We start from the raw sequence: 19864 nt of genomic DNA on the forward strand, positions 1-19864 counted from the left end.
TCATATTAATAATTATCATAACCCTGACAAAATATGAATTAGTAGACATTTTACGTTAAAAAGCAAAAAACTCAATGCATAAAAAAACCGGTATTTCTACCGGTTTTTTATCTTCATCTAGCGACTCTATTAGTCGTTAAATTTACGACGTGGACGATCTTCACCACCGAACGAACGTTCACCACGTGGTTTGTCATCAAAGTTGCGACGTACTGGACGATCACCGAAATCACGTTTTGGACGATCATCACCGAATGAACGCGCTGGACGATCACCGAAACCACCTTCACGACGTGGAGCAGGACGATCACCAAAATCACGTTTTGGACGATCACCATAACCGCCTTCACGAGCTGGCTTGTAATCTACACGGTTGCCACGGTTGTCATCATTAGAGCGAGGACGGTCACCAAAACCACCTTCACGACGTGGCGCTGGACGATCACCGAAGTCACGCTTTGGACGGTCATCAAACGAACGTTGTGGACGGTCGCCAAAACCACCTTCACGACGTGGCGCTGGACGGTCACCAAAGTCACGCTTTGGACGGTCATCAAACGAACGTTGTGGACGATCACCGAAACCGCCTTCACGACGTGGCGCTGGACGATCACCGAAGTCACGACGTGGACGATCTTCGCCAAATGCCGGACGTTCGCCACGTGGTTTGTCATCGAAGCTACGACGTGGACGATCATCACCGCCTTCACGACGTTTGAAGTTGCTTTCGCCTTCAAAACGACGACCACCGCCAAAACCACCACGACCGCCATCACGACGACCGCCGCCATCACGACCACGACCACGACCAGCGCCATCACGGCTACCACGTGCAGGAGGTGGAGATGGCTCAAGACCTTCGATTTCAGATACGTTTAGACGCGCATCAAGGAAGTCTTCCAAAGCACGGATTTTGCCACGCTCACGGTAAGTTGCAAGTGTAATGGCTTTACCAGTACGACCGGCACGACCTGTACGACCAATACGGTGTACATAGTCTTCGTTCTTCATTGGAAGACCGAAGTTAATTACGTGTGAAATGGTTGGTACGTCAAGACCACGAGCAGCAACATCAGTTGCAACCAAGATCTTCGCACGACCTTCGCGGATGCTGCGTAAACGACGGTTACGTACAGTTTGTGGCATAGCACCATGCAGCGCTACAACTGATAGGCCTGCTTCAGCAAGTTCTTCAGCCAGCATATCTGTGTCTTCTTGAGTTGACGCAAATACAACTGCTTGATCAACGTCTTCTTCGTTCAACCAGTGAGTAAGCAGTTTTTTCTTGTGCTCGAAACCGTCAGTCCAATGCAAAGTCTGAGTAATATCAGTATTTGTAGAGTGACCAGTTTCAATCGAAATACGCAGTGGATCATTCATCATGCGTTCTGCAAGTGTAATGATACGTGGTGCAAACGTCGCAGAGAACATTAGAGTTTGTTTACGGTTTGCAGCCAACTCACCAATTGCTTCCAAGTCTTCAGAGAAACCTAGGTCAAGCATACGGTCAGCTTCATCGACGATTAACGCATCAACTTTATCAAGTTTGATTTGACGGCGATTCACCAAGTCAAGTAGACGGCCTGGAGTTGCAACAACAACTTGCGCGCCTTTTAACTGTTGAATTTGCTTACCGAAAGGCATACCGCCCATGATTGCAGCAATACGAACACCTTTCATGTGACGTACAAATGCAATTGCGTCTTGACATACCTGTTGTGCCAATTCACGAGTCGGTGAAATCACCAGAATATTCGGTTGAGTAACCGCTTTCATACGGTCTTTAAATGGTACTAATGTATCTTGGCTTGCCAACGCATTTAAGGTAGGAAGCAAGAAAGCAGCAGTTTTACCAGAACCTGTTTGGCTTGACACAAGAAGGTCTTTACCTTCAAGTGCAGCTGGAATCGCTTGTTCTTGTACAGGAGTTGGAGTAGTAAAGCCTAAAGCATCGAGAGCCTGGGTTAGAGATTCGTCGAGGGAAAAATCAGCAAAAGTTTTGCTCATAGAGAGTGTTCACCCTGAAGTGGGTGCTCCATTAAATAAATTACAATATGGACATCGGCAAAAAGCGGCACAGCAAATAGAGCTGAAAAAGTTAGGATTCAGCAGCGATCCGAATAACGACGATGTGGATATAACGCACGTATATGATTACGGCCGCAAACCTGAAGGAATCGCTTAAGCGATTGGGGCGCGAAGGATATGTCCTCTCTATGGACAGAACGCGCATACAATGATTAGAAGATAGTGTTCAGGTAAAGAACGGAAAATTAAGTGCGTGGCAAGATTATAGCAGAATAATCAACAATGTCATTAAGTTTTCAAATAAATTTGCTTTATTTGTAATTTATATATGAATTTCATAGACTTAAATATGAATATAAAATGTAACGACTGGTATAAAAAGGCAATTTTTGCCAATTCACTTGATAGTTCCCGTATTCATGTGCGTTAAAAAACAGGCTTCTCCTCCCTGTTAACTATTTCACTGCTGCAAAAAAGGCATCCCGAAGGATGCCTTTTTTGAAAATTAGATATAATTCATCTAAACCCGATTATTTTGCTGCCTCACCCCAAGCAGGAACAACTGCTTGCATTAAAGGTTTAAGCATTTTCATTGAACAAGCCAAAACTTGACCATTTTCCATAGAGTCGCTACCACCACGTGCATCAACTACAGTACCGCCTGCTTCTTTCACGATCAATTCGCCCGCTGCGATATCCCAAGGTTTTAAACCAAGTTCGAAGTAAGCATCAAAACGGCCTGCAGCAACATAGGCTAAATCCAATGCCGCAGAACCTGAACGACGATATTGCGCGCCAGCTTCAGTCACGTTTAACAAACTTTGAAAATGGTTCTTGGCATAAGATACAACTTCGCCATTACGTTTAGCACGGTAAGCGTGACCAACAGCCATAAAGGTATTTTCCAGACTGTCTTTGACATTCACACGAATACGACGCTGGTTCATCATGGCACCACGACCACGACTGGCAGAGAATAGCTCATCTTTCACCGGGTCATAAATCACCCCGTGTTGAGTAATGCCTTTGTGCTGAACTGCGATAGAGATACAGAAATGCGGGAAACCGTTAATGAAGTTTAAAGTACCATCCAGTGGATCGATCACCCAACACCAATCGGCATCGTGACCATTACCTTCCTGATAGCCAAACTCTTCACCAAGGAAACTGTGATTTTTATAGCTTTTACGTAGGGTATCGATGGTCAACTGCTCCAAATAACGATCTACACGCGTTACTGGACCATCAATTCCTTTTTCTTCGACTTGTAGATCGAGTTTATGACGATTCTGATGCGCTTTTAAAAGCTCTTGACCAACTAACTGAGCCGCACGCGCAGCCATCACCACCATAGGTTCCATTGAACACCCACTACAAATTTAAAGAAACTGATAAAGAATAATGCATAAAAGCCCCGATATCTTAGCAAATATCAGGGCTTTTTTGGAGAAAATGTGTCTAAAATTTTTAAGAACTTATGACAAAACGCTTTGCCCCAAGGCTGACCAGGCTTGATTCATTGATTTTTCAATACCTTGCGCATCCAATCCGGCCTGCTGCAACATTTGTGCATGCGTGGCCTGAGCCATAAACGTGTCGTCTAAACCAAGATTCAGCAGCGGTTTCACAATCTGTGCTTCTGCCAGATATTCATTCACAGCACTACCCGCACCGCCCATCACGGCATGTTCTTCTACTGTCACAAACAGACTGGTGCTTGATGCCAGATCATCCAGCATTTGCGTATCAAGAGGTTTGATAAAACGCATGTTCACAACACGCACACCAATCTCATGTTTCACTGCAAAGGCTTCAGCGGCGTCGACTGCGGCCTGTACCCGGCTGCCAAAAGCCAGCACAGAAATATATTCGTCACACTGCGCATTAAAGCTGGCGACAATTTCCGCCTGACCGATTGGAATTTCAAGCATCTTTTGCTGGATATCCACCCCTAAGCCATTACCACGTGGATAACGCACAGCTGCCGGCCCAGGATATAAATAAGCGGTATGCAGCATTTGACGACATTCATTTTCGTCTTTTGGTGCCATGATCACGATATTCGGGATCGTCCGCATATAGGCATAGTCATAGGCACCGGCATGGGTCGGGCCATCTTCACCGACCAGACCAGCACGATCAATACCGAAGGTCACATCCAGATTTTGTAAGGCCACATCGTGTACCAGCTGGTCATAACCACGTTGCAGGAAGGTCGAATAAATTGCCACGACCGGCTTTAAGCCTTCACAGGCCATGCCCGCAGCCAGCGTCACGGCATGCTGCTCTGCAATCGCGACATCGAAAAAACGTTCCGGATATTCTTTGGCAAACTGCACCATACCTGAGCCTTCGCACATGGCCGGTGTAATCGCGAGCAAGCGCGAGTCCTGTGCTGCTTCATCGCAGAGCCACTGTCCAAATACATCCGAATATTTCGGTGCAGTCTTGGCAGCGGTAATGGCATTAAGCTTGCTAATCGCGTGATATTTGATTTGATCCGATTCGGCCGGCGCAAAGCCCTTGCCCTTTTTAGTATAGATATGAATCAGACGTGGGCCTGTACGCTTTTTCAGCGCTTTAAATACATGCACCAGTTGTTTGACATCATGACCGTCATAAGGGCCGAAATAGTCAAAGCCGATGGCTTTAAACAGGTTATCTGCGGCATCAGTCGCGGCACAGTGCAAGCGTGAGTTATACAGCCACTCCGGATGCGGCTGTACGTAAGCTTCACCTTCCTCGGTAATATTAACGAATTCACCGCGCTCCCAGATCGCCGCCAGATGCTTGGCAAAACCGCCAGTACTGCAAGAAATCGACATGTCATTGTCGTTCAGCACCACCATCAGATCGGCATTGTGCGCAACGGCATCGTTCAAGGCTTCAAAGGCCATACCCGCCGTCATGGCGCCATCGCCAATAATCGATACCACTTCACATGGCTTGTTCTGGTAGCGACGTGCCAAGGCCATGCCCAGTCCAGCAGAAATCGCCGTCGAAGAATGCCCTACCCCAAAGGTATCAAATTCAGATTCTTCACGTGCCGGAAAGGCTGCCAGACCATCTTTGGCCCGGATAGTGGTGAGCTGTTCACGACGACCGGTCAATGCCTTATGCGGATAGGCCTGATGCCCCACATCCCAGATCAGACGGTCATGTGGAGTATTGAAGCAATAGTGCAGAGCCACCGTAAGTTCAATAACACCGAGGTTGGCACCAAAATGTCCACCACTTTGCCCGGCAGCATACAAAATGAATTGACGTAACTCATCTGCCACTTGCGCTAGCTGGCTTTGCTCGAGTAAACGTAGTTGCTCAGGATGATTGATCGTATCCAGCAACGGTGTTACAGGGCGTTGAGTAGGGATTTCTGTATACAGCATATTATGGCAAAGCCTTCTAAAGCCTGGCAAATCTAAAGCTAGGTCAATGGGGAGTACCCGATCATATAGCTGAATTGTAGCAGCTTCAATTCAGCTACGCTTCTAGCGATGCAATATTAAACAATGATCTCATCGGGGTGAAAAAATCGCAGGCTACGATTATCCTGAATAATCTTACTATTTATCAACTATTATCGTCTGCTTTCTACAAAAAAGAAAATCTAATACAGAATTTCGACTTTGCAATTCTACCAATGTTCAATCATTACGCTATACTTTAGCCACTTTCAGGATTTAACGGGTTCAGCTGTGCCAATCGAATTTGTCGCAACGTCAAGATTACCTACCGCTCACGGTGAATTTAAAATTACTGTATTTCAAGACCCTAAGACTGGCGAAGAACATGTCGCGCTATCTAAAGGACTTGAAGAAGTTTCTGACGAGCCAGTCGTGGTTCGTGTACATTCTGAATGTTTAACCGGTGATGCCTTTGCTTCACTGAAATGTGACTGTGGCCCGCAATTGCAGGCGACTTTAAAGCTGATCAATGAGTTAGGTCGCGGGGCGATTCTGTATTTGCGTCAGGAAGGACGCGGTATTGGCCTGACCAACAAGATTCGTGCCTATGCCCTGCAAGATCAGGGACATGATACGGTCGATGCCAATTTAATGCTGAACCTGCCGGCTGATGCACGTCAATATGACATGTGCAGCATTATGCTGGATCATTTGCAGGTCAAAGCGGTACGTCTGGTGACCAATAATCCTTTAAAAATTGAAGCTTTAAAAGCCCAAGGGATTAATGTGGTCGATCGGGTGCCCCTCACCGTCGGCTTAAATCCGTTTAATGAGCAATATCTCAAAACCAAACATGAACGTATGGCGCATCTTTATCAGAAGGATGATTTTTAAATCCTCCCCTTAATAAATCCCTCCAAACCTCCCTTTCTTGCGCTTCGACTTAAAGCAATGCTTAAGTCTTGCTCAGGGAGGCTTTTCCTTCTTTCAAAAAAAGGAGAAAACTCCCTCCTTTCTTAAAGGAGGGTTGGGATGGATTAAGTGTTAAATCGTCATCGAAAAAATCCGGTTCTCCGGCATGCGTCGCTTTAAACGTAAATCAAAAGCCATACAAATATTACGTACAAATGGTTTCCCTTTCTCCAAAATCGTGACTGATGAGTCTGTCATTTGAATCAAACCATCCTGTGCCATTTCTTTAAGCTGTTCCACCACCTGATCGATTTCAGGGAAAAATAGCTCGGGTTTTTCCCATGAGGTACTAAAGCTGCACATCAAATTCAGAATATGCTGACGAACAATCAAATCTTCCTGATTTAAGACATGTCCTTTAAATACCGGAATTTCATTGCGAGCTAAACACGCATAATATTCTTCAATGGTTTTCACATTTTGGGCAAAGCTGTACCAGCTATCACTGATCGAAGAAATGCCTAAACCGATCATCACTTGAGTTTTAGAGGCGGTATATCCCATAAAATTGCGGTGTAATGTTCCAGCTTGAAAGGACTGGTACATGCCATCTGTATCTAAAGCAAAATGATCCATGCCAATTTCATGATAACCATGCGCCAGCAGTTTCTTTTTAGCCGCTTCATAACATTCACGTTTGATCGCATCTTTGGGTACATCGGCATCTTTAAAACCGCGCTGGCCATTGCCTTTAATCCAGGGCACATGTGCATAGCTATATAAAGCCAAACGATCCGGCAGAAGTGAATTGGTTTGCTCAATGGTGTTTAAGACATCGTCCAGATGCTGAAAAGGCAAGCCAAACACCAAATCATGCGAAATCGACTCATAGCCAATTTCACGCGCCCATTCGGTTACCTGTTTAACATGTTCATAGGGCTGAATCCGGTGAATGGCTTTTTGCACGGTTTCATTATAATCCTGCACCCCATAACTGACCCGGCGAAAGCCCAGATCATACAAGCCTTGTAAATGCTCACGCGTGGTATTGTTCGGATGCCCTTCAAAACTGAATTCATGCACAGGCGCTATGTCTGCTTTGGCCAAAATACCTTGAATCAGTTGAGTCAAATGCTCAACAGAAAAGAAAGTCGGTGTTCCCCCACCCAAATGAATTTCTTTAATGACCGGCTTATCTTTCAGCAACTCACAATACAAATCCCATTCTTTCAGCACTGCCTGAATATAGGGCTGTTCCATTTCATGTTTTTTCGTGACTCGCTTATGACACCCGCAAAAAGTGCACAGGCTTTCGCAAAATGGCAGATGGATATACAGGCTGATGCCTTCACTTTGATTGGATTCAGTAAAGGATTTTTTCAGCGTTTGCTTCCATTGTTCCAGTGAGAAATTCTGCTCTTCCCAATATGGAACGGTCGGATAACTGGTATAGCGGGGACCGGGAACATTATATTTTTGAATCAGGGAATTGACCTGTACCGACATGACACCCACCTATTACCATCGAGAAATGCCCAAACCCATGAGCGCTTGCAAGTTATTGTGCGGAGCTTGAAAAAAGAATTCAACCTAGCCATTTGGTCGGATTTAATGCCCCATTCTGTCCATCAATACTCAAATTTAAAGCCTGGTTCAATCCACTACATTGCTAAATAGACCTTAATCTTTGACTGATTTTATGCTTTGATATAGCTAGTTTTTTATTTTCCTACGAGGCTCTGATGCAGCATCCTACATCTGCGGATATTCAACGCGTTCGTGAATTTCTCCTCGACTTGCAGGCACGGATTTGTGCAGCACTGGAACAACAGGAGCGTGCTGGCGGCGGTACGGCCGAATTTATCATTGATGACTGGGAACGTCCGGAAGGTGGTGGTGGCCGTTCGCGTGTCTTGCAAAATGGTACCGTGATTGAGAAAGGCGGGGTGATGTTCTCCCATATCAATATTTCCAAACTGCCCGCTTCAGCCACTGAACGCCATCCCAATATTGCCGGTGCCAAGGCGCAAGCGATGGGTGTATCGCTGGTCATCCATCCGAAAAATCCGAATGTACCGACCTCACATGCCAACGTGCGTTTATTTGTTGCAGAAAAAGAAGGGCAAGATCCAATCTGGTGGTTTGGTGGCGGTTTCGACCTGACGCCCTTCTATCCAAATGATGAAGATGTCCTTTCGTGGCATCAGACGGCGCATGATCTGTGTGCGCCATTTGGTGAAGAGATTTATCCTGAACATAAACAATGGTGTGATGACTATTTCTATTTAAAACATCGTGATGAACAGCGTGGTGTCGGCGGGTTATTCTTTGATGATCTGAATCAGTGGGATTTTGATACCTGTTTCCAGTATATACAGGCCGTAGGCAATGGTTATCTGGAAGCCATTTTACCGATTTTCCAGCGTAATCAGGATAAGCCTTATACCGAAGCACAACGCGAGTTCCAGTTGTATCGTCGTGGCCGTTATGTCGAATACAATCTGGTTTATGACCGCGGTACGCTATTTGGTTTGCAGACCGGCGGCCGAATTGAATCAATCTTGGTGAGCTTGCCTCCGCTGACCGGCTGGTCCTATCGTCCTGAATGGGATGAAGGCTCGCCGGAAAAGCGTTTGACCGATTACTATCTGAAACCCCATGACTGGCTCACAGAATTAAAATCAACTGCAATGAAATGATACAAACAGCCCTCAAATAGAGGGCTGTTTTAATCCATTATTCCTCTATACTGCTGCAGAGTAATCCCTGATTTGGTCGCGGCATCCTATCGCTACATCGATCACAATCTATTAGATGTCTAGTGAGAATAACAATGCATCATCTTCAATTAAATCTTCCTGTTTTTGCCTTTTGGCTTTTTCTGGCTCTCGCCATCAGTGCGATGAGTACCGCCGTTTTGAGTCATAATCTGCTTCTGGATGGCGCGGCTATTCTGGTGAGTATCCTGACTGTGGTCGGAGCTGTGCTTAGTATGGCGCTGGTATTTGCAGAACATATTATGGACATCTGCAGTTCCTAAACCGCACTTCCAGCCCCCTTATTTAAAACAGCGCAGGCTTTAGTCCCTGCGCTTTTTCACGTATATTGATGCTCATTTCAGCACATGGACATTGTGAAATGAGCAAACAATTTGCCGTGATTGGTAATCCGATTGAACAGTCACGCTCTCCAGAATTGCATCATGCTTTTGCAGCAAAAACCGGAATTGATCTAAATTACAGCAAACGTCTGGCGCCACTGGATGGCTTTGAGGCCAATATTCAGGAGTTTTTTGCCCATGGCGGAATCGGGATGAATGTCACCGTGCCGTTTAAAGAGCAGGCTTTTGCCCAGTGTCAGGTGCTCAGTGAGCGAGCCAAAATTGCCAAGGCAGTGAATACCCTGTGGATGAAAAATGGTATTTTGCATGGCGATAATACTGATGGTCAAGGTCTGGTCGATGCGATTCGTGCACTCAACTGGCCGCTGGAAAATACCAACATCCTGATTATCGGTGCAGGCGGCGCAACCCGTGGCGTGATCTATCCTCTCGCCCAGGCAGGCGCAAAAAAAATTGTGATTGCCAATCGCACCTTGGCACGCGCTGAACAACTGGTTGCGGATCTGCAGGATGCTGTAGCGCAGCTCGAATTACAGGCTATTTCACTAGAACATCTTGCAGGTGAGTTTGATCTGGTGATCAATGCCACTTCAGCCAGTCTCAGCGGTGATGCTTTGCTGCTTCCAGAAGCCTTACAGTTTAACTATGCCTATGAAATGGCCTATGGCAAGCCTTCCTCCTTCCTTGATCAGGCCAAAGCACGTGCTGTGCCAACATCTGAAGGCTTTGGCATGCTGGTCGGTCAGGCACTGGAATCTTTTTCTATCTGGAATGGCATCAAACCAGATTTAAAAGATTTTCTATAAATATCCAGTTATTTTGACCAGAGAATTCGGGTTGTAACAACAATCCGAATTGATCTTAACTCCATTATTAAAGACTAAAAATTCAGCTACTGGATTTAATGACATTTTTAACTTGAATTTTTTATTGATAACAATTGAGTACAATTCATACAAAAGTAGCACTAGACAATCTGGTGTTCAATTCATTAAAGTCCAATCAGATAAGAAGTTTTCAACCTTTCTGTACGCTGACAGCCAGAAGATGAAATCATCCGATTTTATTGGTTGGCTCTAAGACTCGATTCGCTTTTCTGACATTTTTATTTGCTTGCCTTATCAATGTTTTTTTATCTCAAATATGAATAATCAAAGAATCGATACAGATAATCCAAAACTATTTTAATCAGGATTAAACGCATGCCAGCATATAAAGCCCCTTTACACGACATTCGCTTCCTTATGAATGAAGTGCTCGATTACCCTGCGCACTACCAGAATTTGTCGAATGGTGAATATGCCGATACCGACACGGTAGACATGATCTTGGAAGGTGCAGCAGATTTCTGTGAAAATGTACTTTCACCTCTGAATGAAAGCGGTGATGCTGAAGGCTGTCATTTTGAAAATGGCGAAGTGAAAACGCCTAAGGGCTTTAAAGACGCTTATGATCAGTTCGTCCAAGGTGGCTGGCAAGGTCTGTCTTATCCTGAAGAGTTTGGTGGTCAAAACCTGCCAATGTCTTTAAACCTGATCAAATCGGAAATGATGGGAACTGCAAACTGGTCATTCCAGATGTATCCGGGTTTAAGCGTGGGCTGTATCAATACCATTATCCAGTACGGCACCGATGAGCAGAAGAATACCTATCTGCCGCATCTGGTTGCGGGTACTTGGGCTGGCACCATGTGTCTGACTGAGCCGCAATGTGGTACTGACTTGGGTCAGGTTAAAACCAAAGCCGAGCCGCAAGAAGATGGCACGTATGCCATTTCAGGAACCAAAATCTTTATTTCCGCAGGCGAGCACGATCTCACTGAAAATATCGTACATATCGTGCTGGCGCGCCTTCCGGATGCACCGCAAGGTACTAAAGGCATTTCACTGTTTATCGTACCGAAATTTATTGCTGCTGCCGATGGTGGCATCGGTGAGCGCAATCCAGTCAATTGCGGTTCGATTGAACATAAAATGGGGATTCGCGCCTCAGCAACAGCCGTGCTGAATTTCGACAAGGCCACGGGTTACTTGATTGGTGAACCGAATAAAGGCTTGCATGCCATGTTCACCTTCATGAACACTGCGCGTATTGGCACTGCGATTCAAGGCATCTGTCATGCGGAGTTATCCTTCCAAGGTGCTCTGCCGTATGCCAAAGAACGTATGTCGATGCGTGCCCTGTCTGGCAAAAAAGATCCGGAAAAAGTGGCGGATGCCATCATTCATCATGCCGATGTACGCCGTATGCTGTTGACGCAAAAAGCCATTGCCGAAGGTGGCCGTGCCATGATTTATCATGCTGCGCAAATTGCCGACAACATGAATGATGCTTTATTGCGTGGCGATACCGCTGCCTTTGAACAGCATGATGATCACTTAGGTTTCTATACCCCGATTCTAAAAGGCTTCCTGACTGAAATGGGCTATGAAGCATCGAATCACGGTATGCAAGTCTTTGGTGGTCATGGCTATATCAAAGAATGGGGCATGGAACAGATCGTGCGTGACTCACGTATTTCTACCCTTTACGAAGGAACGACAGGTGTACAGGCACTCGATCTGATCGGTCGTAAAGTACTGTTAACCTCGAAAGGCAAAGTGATTCGTGATTATACCGCTGAAATCCTGAAATTTTGTGGTCAGCATGCGCGTAATAAATATATGCGCCGCTTTGCTTGGGATCTCACCAAGCTATGTGCCCAGTGGAATGCATTAACTGTTCGAATCATGCTGGCAGCCCGTAAAGACCGCGACATCGTCTCTTCTGCTTCAGTCGATTTCCTGATGTTCTCGGGCTATGTGATGATGGCATACTTCTGGGCGCAGCAAGCCGCAGTTGCCTCAGCCAAACTGGCTTCTGGCGATGGCGCAGAAGTACCTGAGTTCTATAAAGCAAAAATCAAAACCGCTGATTTCTATTTCGAACGTATTCTGCCTCGTACCCAAGGTCATGCTGAAGCGATGGTGAATCCATCCAAAACTATGACCGCACTGGCACCAGAGCACTTTAGTTTTGATTACTAAGCTGTAAATTGAATTACAAAGAGCGCTTCGGCGCTCTTTTTATTGAGAGCTACCCTTTTAAACCCTAAAAACACTGGCCTGAATACAAAATATACAGGTTTAATTTTATATTTTTCAATAGCCTAATAAATTAGATAAATAAAACGCTTGTATATCTCAAAATAAGCGGTATGATAATCCCAACTAGAAAAATTCTTGTTTTGGTTAGTTTCTTTTAAGTATCGCAGTTTTAGTCATAAACCTTCGTATTACAGATCAAAAAGCTCCATCCTTTTTATTTTTCAAAGTTACAGTTAGTCATCTGAAATTTTGGCTATAAATTCATACGATTCAATAGGTTACATTATGTCTAATACAGTTAACGGTACAGTAAAATGGTTCAACGAAACTAAAGGTTTCGGTTTCATTCAACAAGAATCAGGTCCAGACGTTTTTGCTCATTTCAGCGAAATCACTGGTTCAGGTTTCAAAACTTTAGTTGAAGGCCAAAAGGTTTCTTTCAGCGTAGCTCAAGGTCAAAAAGGCCCTACAGCTGTAAATATCGTTGCTCTATAATTTAGAAGCAAGATATTGAAAAAAAGCACTTTTAGAGTGCTTTTTTTGTGCTTGTAATTTCTCTTATTCAGCTCTAGCTTTTAAAGCTTATTTGTTTGATCTAAAAACCGGTGTGCTCTATGCCAAGCTAAAAATTCCTGATCTGGTAAAATCTGCACAATAAAAAATCCTCATATAGATTTATGAAGGTCTTTGAAAAATGTTCAGAAAATAAAAATCAGTTAAAGAAATTCTTCCAGTACCGAATTTAAGAAGATATGCCCCTGCTCGGTACATGCAAGCCGGTTTTGGTCATCGATCATTAATTTTCTTTTACGTAAAGAGCTTAATAAATCTTGTAAAGTATCCAAACTTTGACCAGTACGCTCGATATAAAATTTAGCCTCTACGCCCTGATTTAAGCGTAGCGCATTCATCATAAACTCAAATGGCATCTCTTCAGCTTCAATACGCTTAAACTGCAAATGTTCAGCAGGTACTTTGGCTAAGTAATCCTTAGGTAAGCGGGTTTTCTGGAAACGATATACGCCATCAGGTTGAGTCACTTTACCATGTGCACCCGCACCAATCGCCAGATAATCGCCGAATTGCCAATAATTCAGGTTATGCGCTGAAGGTAGTTCTTTACGCCAGGCAGAAACTTCATAATTGATAAAGCCTTGAGCTTTGAGATAAATTTCGCCCTGCTCCTGAATCTCTTCAAGTACATCATCTACCGGTAGAATAGGTTGGGTACGGAAAAATACCGTATTCGGTTCAATCGTCAGCTGATACCAGGAAATATGTGTCGCGCCATTTTCTACCGCAAGTTTTAAATCATGCAAGGCCTGATCTAAAGTCTGCTCAGGCAAGCCATGCATTAAATCGACATTAATTCGTTGAAAGCCTGCTTCACGCGCCAATCCAATCGCAGAAATCGCATCTTCATTGCTGTGAATCCGACCCAAGCGTTTAAGATGGTCAGTATTAAAACTCTGTACCCCAATTGACAAACGGTTAATGCCGGCCTGCAAATAACCTGCAAATGGGTCATGCTCTACCGTACCGGGATTTGCTTCCAGCGTAATTTCACAGCCTTCTGCAAAGGGAATAATGGCTTGCAACTGATCAAATAGCCATTGATAGCCTTGAGCAGAAATCAGCGACGGCGTACCGCCACCAATAAACACACTATGAATCTGGCGGCCTTGGGCAAAATCGAACTGCGTTTTAAAATCCTCAACCAAGGCATGTAAATATTCCTGTTCTAGTTCCAGTGATAATTCACCATCAGGAACAGCATGCGAATTAAAGTCACAATACGGACATTTGCGCACGCACCATGGCATATGAATATATAAAGACAATGGGATAACAGCAGGATTCAATTCAGCCAAAGAACTACTCAAAAACGACTACAAGATATAGCTGAATTTTAACATGACTCGGCAGCAACACTGCTAAAATTAAAATGATCACCGGGTTATATCTAAAAACTCAAATAGAATTAGACAGTTAAAATTATGAAAATATCTTCTCAACTGATTATTTTACTTCCTTTAGTCTTTGCAATTGGTGTTTTGCTGACGCTTCAAACCGCAATTAACACGCAACTGAAAGAATATTTATATTCTCCTATGCAAGCTGCATTTTTTTCCTTTTTGATTGGTACAATAGTGCTCGCTGTGATTGTACTTTTTCAGTCCAATCCCAAACCCGGTGTACAGGAATTAATGAATGTTCCCTGGTATTTATGGCTTGGGGGCATCGTGGGTGTCTACGCGATTAGTATGAGCATTTATGCAGCCCCCAAACTTGGCTTTCTGGTGCTTAGCGGCCTGATTATTTTTGGTCAGATGGCCATGTCGATGCTGGTCGATCATCTGGGTTTATTGGGCAACGAAAAAATGCCGATTAACTGGCAACGTCTTTTAGGCGGCGGAGTAATTTTTATTGGTGTGCTTCTCACTTTACAACGCTAAACCCCTCTATTTAAGCACATGATCACGATGAGTAATTTTTGTGTCGAATGTTACACCGGTTACGACCTTTGGTTTTGAATTAAAAAAACTGTTTCATCTGATGTTACCTATTCTGGTAACCCAATTTTCCCAAGCAGGTTTGGGCCTGATTGATACCATTATGGCAGGTCATCTGTCTGCGACCGATCTTGCAGCAATTGCAGTCGGGGTGGGTCTATGGATTCCGGTGATGCTGCTGTTTAGCGGTATCATGATTGCCACGACACCCTTGGTGGCTGAAGCGAATGGCGCACGTACCCCTGAAAAAATTGCCACCATTGCCCGTCAGTCACTTTGGGTTGCCCTGATTCTGGGGATTATTGCTGGCCTGATTTTGCAGCTGTTGCCAGCGACTTTACCAATCTTAGGTGTACCGGAAAGCTTGCAGCCTAAAGCTGGTTTATTCCTGCATGCAATTGGTTTTGGTATGCCGGCAGTGACTATGTATGCCGCCTTGCGTGGCTATTCAGAAGCGATTGGTAATCCACGTCCGGTGACCGTCATCAGCCTATTGGCACTGGTGTTGCTGGTTCCACTGAACTATGTATTTATGTATGGAATTGGCCCTGTTCCAGCCTTGGGTAGTGCCGGCTGTGGTTTTGCTACGGCAATTTTACAGTGGTTAATGGTCATTACTCTGGCACTGTATATTTTTAAGAATAAAGCCTATCAACGCACCCAGCCGTTTACTCATTGGGAAAAAATCAACCCGGAATGGATGAAACGCATCTTGCAGCTTGGTCTGCCGATCGGACTGGCGATTTTCTTTGAGGTCAGTATTTTTAGTACTGCGGCGATCGTGCTCAGCCCTTTGGGAGAAACCATTGTTGCTGCGCATCAGATTGCCATTTCAGTGACCTCACAGCTGTTTATGATTCCAATGTCACTGGCGATTGCCCTGACCATTCGGGTCGGCACCTATTATGGCGAGCAGAACTGGCAGGCGATGCGTAAAGTGCAATATCTCGGCCTGATCACTGCTACTATTCTGGCAATCCTGACCATGATTTTGCTTTGGGCGTTCCGTAATGAAATCGTGGCGCTCTACACCTCGGATATGATCGTGACCCAAATCGCGGTCTATCTGATTCTGTTTGCGATTGCTTATCAACTGATGGATGGCTGGCAGATCAGTGCAGCAGGTTGTCTGCGTGGGATGCAGGACACCAAAGGCCCTATGTGGATCACCATGCTGGCTTACTGGGTGATTGCCTTCCCGGTCGGGGTGTATCTGTCCCGCTTTACCGACATGGGCGCAGCCGGTGTCTGGGTTGGCCTGATTGTGGGTCTGAGTGTGGCCTGTGTACTTTTATTAGCTCGTTTATATGGCAACAATAAACGTTTAAGTCTCGACCACTCAATGCGTTCAGCCGATTAATTCAAGCTGGAAAATGCGCTGCGATTCAGGATCCAGCGCATTTTTTAATGCTTTGGAAATCTCTGATTCGTCTATCACATCTTTGATCAGCAGCGGCTCTACAACCACCTCCGTGCCATTAAAGCGCATGGTGGGTGAATCATCTAACTTAGGTCCTGTATTTAAGGTTTAAGTGATACGCACACAAAAATACACATCATCTTGAGCAGTAAAATATCGATAGACTTTCATTGAATTTTCTTCATTACTGCGAGTTGTTTTATTTATACTTTTGGGACTAAAACAACCTTTAGTATGATTATGCAGCCTGACCTAAAACAATGATGTATTCAGGAATCTTGTTTTGGTTTAAGTACAGGAGATGAAGAAAAATCTTCTGATAAATCAAAGATCATGCACTAAAGATGGAGAAGTTAAAGAAAATCACAACACAACCTCTACAATTAAATCTAGGCAATTGAATCTTTGTCACCTATGATCAAATACATCAAATAATTGTTGGTTTCAAGGAATCTCGCATGGCAAAAACGGCTAGCACACCCGGTCGTCGCTTTATGAAACTTGCCGGAATGACCGCAAGTATTGCAGGTAAAACCCTATCCAATTCAATTAAAAATTTAACTGCCGACGAAGAGCAGAAAAATACTGCGCGCAGCAAATTATTTCAGGATATTGGTATACAAATCGCGGATACCTTGGGAGAAATGAAAGGCGCGGTCATGAAAGTTGGTCAGATCGCCTCGCAATATAAAGATATTTTTCCACCCGAAGTTGCCAAAGCCATTGCCAAATTGCAACGTCAGGCACCGCCCATGCCATTTAAGGACATTCAGGCGCAAATTGAAAAGGAACTCGGCAAACCTTTACAGCAATTATTCCAACAGTTTGATGAACAGCCTTTTGCCGCTGCATCGATTGGTCAGGTACATAAAGCCACTTTACCCAATGGCCAGCAAGTGGTGGTCAAGGTGCAGTATCCGGGGGTCGATGAAGCCTGTGAAAGTGACCTGAAACAGGTACGTCTGGCGCTCCGCATGATGGGCGTTTTAAAGATTGACCGTAAACTTCAGGATCAGTTATTTAAAGAAATTCAGCATAGTCTGGACAATGAGCTCAACTATGAAATTGAAGCTCAGAACCTGGAAGTTGCCCGCGCTTTCCATGAGTCACTGGATCATAAAATTGTGATTCCACAGGTTTTTCATGAATATTCTTCACGGCATATTCTAACCTTGAGTCAGGAAATGGGAGAAAGTATTGAAACCGCCAGCACCTGGCCACAGGAAACCCGCAATGCCTTAGGGCGCCGTCTGCTGCGTGCGATTGGTCAGGAAATTTTTTATCTGAAACGCTTTCACTGTGACCCGCATCCGGGCAACTTTGCCTTTCGTGAAGATGGCTCTGTGATTGTTTATGATTATGGTGGCGTTAAGACTCTTTCAACTGAAGTGATTGGGCATTTCCGGGAACTTATTCATGCCGCACGCGAGAAGAATATTCCCGTGATTGAGCAACAGTTAGATGCGCTGCATTCCTTGACTGAAACCGGAAAATTCCCGACTGAATTGTATGAACAATGGCTGGAAGTTCTGATGCGTCCACTGGTCACCCATTATGATTTTGCTGAAAACTCGGCCCATCATGATGGCATGGAGTTGCTCAAACCTTCTCTAAAATATTGGGATGTGTTTAAGCCATCTCCAGATACGCTCATGGTGAACCGGACGATTTCAGGACAATACTGGAACCTGATTCATTTAAAAGTTCATGATGATCTGAGTGATGTATTTGAAGAACTGGTGCCGAGTCGAGGTTAATTTTGACCCCAAAGGCTTACACGCTGTAACTCTAGATAACTTGAAATATCAGATGTTATATTATAACATTTCATTGAGAATCATGAGGGAATTATATATGCGTCCAGATATTCATCCAGCGTATCGTGAAGTGTTATTTCATGACACCAATGCCGATACTTATTTTGTGATTGGCAGCACCATGAACTCTAGCCAGACTAAAGAATATGAAGGTAAAACATATCCTTATGTCACGCTTGATATTTCAAGTGCTTCTCATCCCTTCTATACTGGCGAGCAGCGTCAAACCAGCAATGAAGGTCGCGTGGCAAGCTTTAATAAACGTTTTGGCCGCTTTAAACGTGGCTAAAACTAAAAACCGTCGATTATCTTGATCTTCAAATCGTGGTTTATGTCAGGAAATAACCTCCAGTTTCCTGACTTTTTTATGTCTGTTTCAGTTTTGACTCAAAGCCAGTGAAGTCAAGTAAAAACCCAGCGCCAGAACGATAATTCCAACAATTACACTCGACAGCGCATACAATAGAGCTAAACCTACAGCGCCATGTTTCAAGAGCTGAAAGCTTTCCAGACCAAAACTGGAAAATGTGGTAAATCCGCCCAGTATCCCCACCATTAAAAACAGACGTGCTTCCTGTTGCAGCATTGGATATTTTTGGCTACAGGCAAAAAAGATCCCTGCACATAAGCAGCCCAGAATATTGACCCACCAAGTCGGCCAAGGAAATTGCATCTGTGGTTTTAGCAACCAGAGCCCTGCTGCATACCGTAAACTGGCACCCACTGCCCCACCGATTGCCACCCAAAGCCAGCCCATATACGTTCCTATTCTATTTATTGATCCAGTTGATTTGATCCGAAATTTCAAATTAATTATGAATCATTTTCATGATTATCTTGAACTGAAAACTTATTAAATACCATGGAACTTCGCAAGAAAATTGCTATATTCATCGTATCGATTTTTTATTGATTGCAAAGGGAAAACAGCATGGCACAAGATTTATTGGCACAATTGGCCGCAGGTGAGGCAAAATTTGCAGATGTGATTGCCTATATCGAAGCGCGTTATACCCATACCCTGACTGCATTTAAAAATGGCCAGCAGAGCAATGCAACCACTGAAAACCAAGGCAGCGCCAAAGTTTTTGCCTTTGCACGACTCAATGGGCTGGATCAGGCCCAAACCTTAAGCCTGTTTGCCGAGCACTATGCAGCTGTACAAGCGACGCCTCAAGCCAGCGATCATCAGAATATCCGCCAGTTTATGCAAAATGGCTGGGATGGCGTTGCATTTGAAGGTCAGGCTTTAACTGCTAAATAAGCAGTTTATCAGTACGCAGATTCAAATCTCAAGTGCGACACATTTGTAGTTAGTTGAAAAAGTTAGGTGTATTCGTAGAATCATTGGACTTTTTCAACTCGCAATTGGAAAGCACACAATGAAGAAATACACCCAACTTTCTCAAGATGAAAGATACGAAATTTATGCTACCTTGAAAAGTAAAAGTTCAATCGCTAGCCTTGCTCGGGAGTTAGGGCGTTCACGATCAACCATCTACCGTGAATTAAAAAGAAATACTGGGCAACGTGGATATAGAGCTCAACAGGCAGCGAAATTTG

The 19864-nt window shown here is 44.4% G+C and carries 19 protein-coding genes; 12 read left to right on the top strand and 7 right to left on the bottom strand.

The features are described 5' to 3' along the window. Nucleotides 1-129 precede the first annotated feature (129 nt). From FTU44_RS11900 to dxs, 3 genes are all read right to left on the bottom strand, one after another. A complete protein-coding gene (locus tag FTU44_RS11900; RefSeq protein WP_005168750.1) occupies nt 130-2007 on the bottom strand; it encodes a DEAD/DEAH box helicase in 1878 nt (625 codons plus the stop codon). 551 nt (nt 2008-2558) lie between these two features. Continuing rightward, nucleotides 2559-3389: an inositol monophosphatase family protein gene (locus FTU44_RS11905; RefSeq protein ID WP_034608351.1), complete on the bottom strand. Its 831-nt coding sequence runs from the start codon at nt 3387-3389 to the stop codon at nt 2559-2561. 114 nt (nt 3390-3503) lie between these two features. Then, nucleotides 3504-5414: a 1-deoxy-D-xylulose-5-phosphate synthase gene (gene dxs / locus FTU44_RS11910; RefSeq protein ID WP_074383592.1), complete on the bottom strand. Its 1911-nt coding sequence runs from the start codon at nt 5412-5414 to the stop codon at nt 3504-3506. 309 nt (nt 5415-5723) lie between these two features. Between dxs and ribA the strand changes: the two genes are divergently transcribed. Next, nucleotides 5724-6326 (top strand): GTP cyclohydrolase II, encoded by a 603-nt coding sequence (ribA, locus tag FTU44_RS11915; protein ID WP_005094196.1) that lies wholly within the window; start codon nt 5724-5726, stop codon nt 6324-6326. 150 nt (nt 6327-6476) lie between these two features. Here the strand turns inward: ribA and hemN are convergent, their stop codons facing one another. Next, on the bottom strand, nt 6477-7850 hold the full coding sequence (hemN, locus tag FTU44_RS11920) for an oxygen-independent coproporphyrinogen III oxidase (RefSeq protein WP_180050839.1): 1374 nt from the start codon (nt 7848-7850) through the stop codon (nt 6477-6479). A gap of 236 nt (nt 7851-8086) precedes the next feature. On the opposite strand from hemN, the gene hemF reads away from it, so the two are divergent. The 5 genes from hemF to FTU44_RS11945 all read left to right on the top strand — a co-directional run bounded on the left by hemF (nt 8087) and on the right by FTU44_RS11945 (nt 13046). After that, nucleotides 8087-9043, top strand: coding sequence for an oxygen-dependent coproporphyrinogen oxidase (gene hemF, locus FTU44_RS11925; protein ID WP_005094200.1), 957 nt, complete (start codon nt 8087-8089; stop codon nt 9041-9043). A 134-nt stretch (nt 9044-9177) separates the two neighbouring features. Continuing rightward, on the top strand, nt 9178-9384 hold the full coding sequence (locus tag FTU44_RS11930) for a hypothetical protein (protein WP_005094202.1): 207 nt from the start codon (nt 9178-9180) through the stop codon (nt 9382-9384). 98 nt (nt 9385-9482) lie between these two features. After that, nucleotides 9483-10271, top strand: coding sequence for a shikimate dehydrogenase (gene aroE / locus FTU44_RS11935; protein WP_005094203.1), 789 nt, complete (start codon nt 9483-9485; stop codon nt 10269-10271). A gap of 396 nt (nt 10272-10667) precedes the next feature. Then, nucleotides 10668-12491, top strand: a complete 1824-nt coding sequence (locus tag FTU44_RS11940; protein WP_005168756.1) for an acyl-CoA dehydrogenase C-terminal domain-containing protein — start codon at nt 10668-10670, stop codon at nt 12489-12491. A 345-nt stretch (nt 12492-12836) separates the two neighbouring features. Beyond that, the gene (locus tag FTU44_RS11945) at nt 12837-13046 is read left to right on the top strand and encodes a cold-shock protein (RefSeq protein WP_004281542.1); all 210 of its coding nucleotides are present in this window, start codon (nt 12837-12839) and stop codon (nt 13044-13046) included. A gap of 221 nt (nt 13047-13267) precedes the next feature. On the opposite strand, the gene hemW is transcribed toward FTU44_RS11945, so the two are convergent. Next, complete coding sequence (gene hemW / locus FTU44_RS11950; protein ID WP_180050842.1) at nt 13268-14422, bottom strand: radical SAM family heme chaperone HemW; 1155 nt, start codon at nt 14420-14422, stop codon at nt 13268-13270. 126 nt (nt 14423-14548) lie between these two features. Here hemW and FTU44_RS11955 point away from each other — a divergent pair, with 126 nt between their 5' ends. Both FTU44_RS11955 and FTU44_RS11960 read left to right on the top strand, forming a co-directional pair. Continuing rightward, nucleotides 14549-15007, top strand: coding sequence for a DMT family transporter (locus tag FTU44_RS11955; RefSeq protein WP_005094208.1), 459 nt, complete (start codon nt 14549-14551; stop codon nt 15005-15007). 40 nt (nt 15008-15047) lie between these two features. Beyond that, nucleotides 15048-16424 carry an MATE family efflux transporter gene (locus tag FTU44_RS11960; RefSeq protein ID WP_373686016.1) on the top strand — a complete coding sequence of 459 codons (1377 nt, stop codon included), beginning with the start codon at nt 15048-15050 and terminating at the stop codon, nt 16422-16424. Here FTU44_RS11960 and FTU44_RS15330 read toward each other — a convergent pair. Next, nucleotides 16413-16553, bottom strand: coding sequence for a hypothetical protein (locus FTU44_RS15330; protein ID WP_005094217.1), 141 nt, complete (start codon nt 16551-16553; stop codon nt 16413-16415). The two genes, FTU44_RS11960 and FTU44_RS15330, sit on opposite strands and share 12 nt — an antisense overlap. Before the next feature lie 389 nt (nt 16554-16942). Between FTU44_RS15330 and FTU44_RS11970 the strand changes: the two genes are divergently transcribed. Together FTU44_RS11970 and FTU44_RS11975 are read left to right on the top strand one after the other, a co-directional pair. Beyond that, complete coding sequence (locus FTU44_RS11970) at nt 16943-18241, top strand: AarF/ABC1/UbiB kinase family protein (RefSeq protein WP_005094220.1); 1299 nt, start codon at nt 16943-16945, stop codon at nt 18239-18241. A gap of 97 nt (nt 18242-18338) precedes the next feature. After that, a complete protein-coding gene (locus FTU44_RS11975) occupies nt 18339-18590 on the top strand; it encodes a type B 50S ribosomal protein L31 (RefSeq protein WP_005094222.1) in 252 nt (83 codons plus the stop codon). An 87-nt stretch (nt 18591-18677) separates the two neighbouring features. Here the strand turns inward: FTU44_RS11975 and crcB are convergent, their stop codons facing one another. Then, nucleotides 18678-19058 (bottom strand): fluoride efflux transporter CrcB, encoded by a 381-nt coding sequence (gene crcB, locus FTU44_RS11980; protein ID WP_100355144.1) that lies wholly within the window; start codon nt 19056-19058, stop codon nt 18678-18680. Nucleotides 19059-19232: 174 nt separating this feature from the next. Here crcB and FTU44_RS11985 point away from each other — a divergent pair, with 174 nt between their 5' ends. Then, on the top strand, nt 19233-19565 hold the full coding sequence (locus tag FTU44_RS11985) for a HopJ type III effector protein (protein ID WP_005168773.1): 333 nt from the start codon (nt 19233-19235) through the stop codon (nt 19563-19565). Between the two features lie 118 nt (nt 19566-19683). Continuing rightward, nucleotides 19684-19864 (top strand): helix-turn-helix domain-containing protein (locus tag FTU44_RS11990; protein WP_180050845.1); only part of this gene is annotated, 181 nt, incomplete at its 3' end.

Origin of the sequence: Acinetobacter sp. YH12105 (assembly GCF_013419095.1) — a bacterium.
Classification (GTDB): domain Bacteria; phylum Pseudomonadota; class Gammaproteobacteria; order Pseudomonadales; family Moraxellaceae; genus Acinetobacter; species Acinetobacter pseudolwoffii.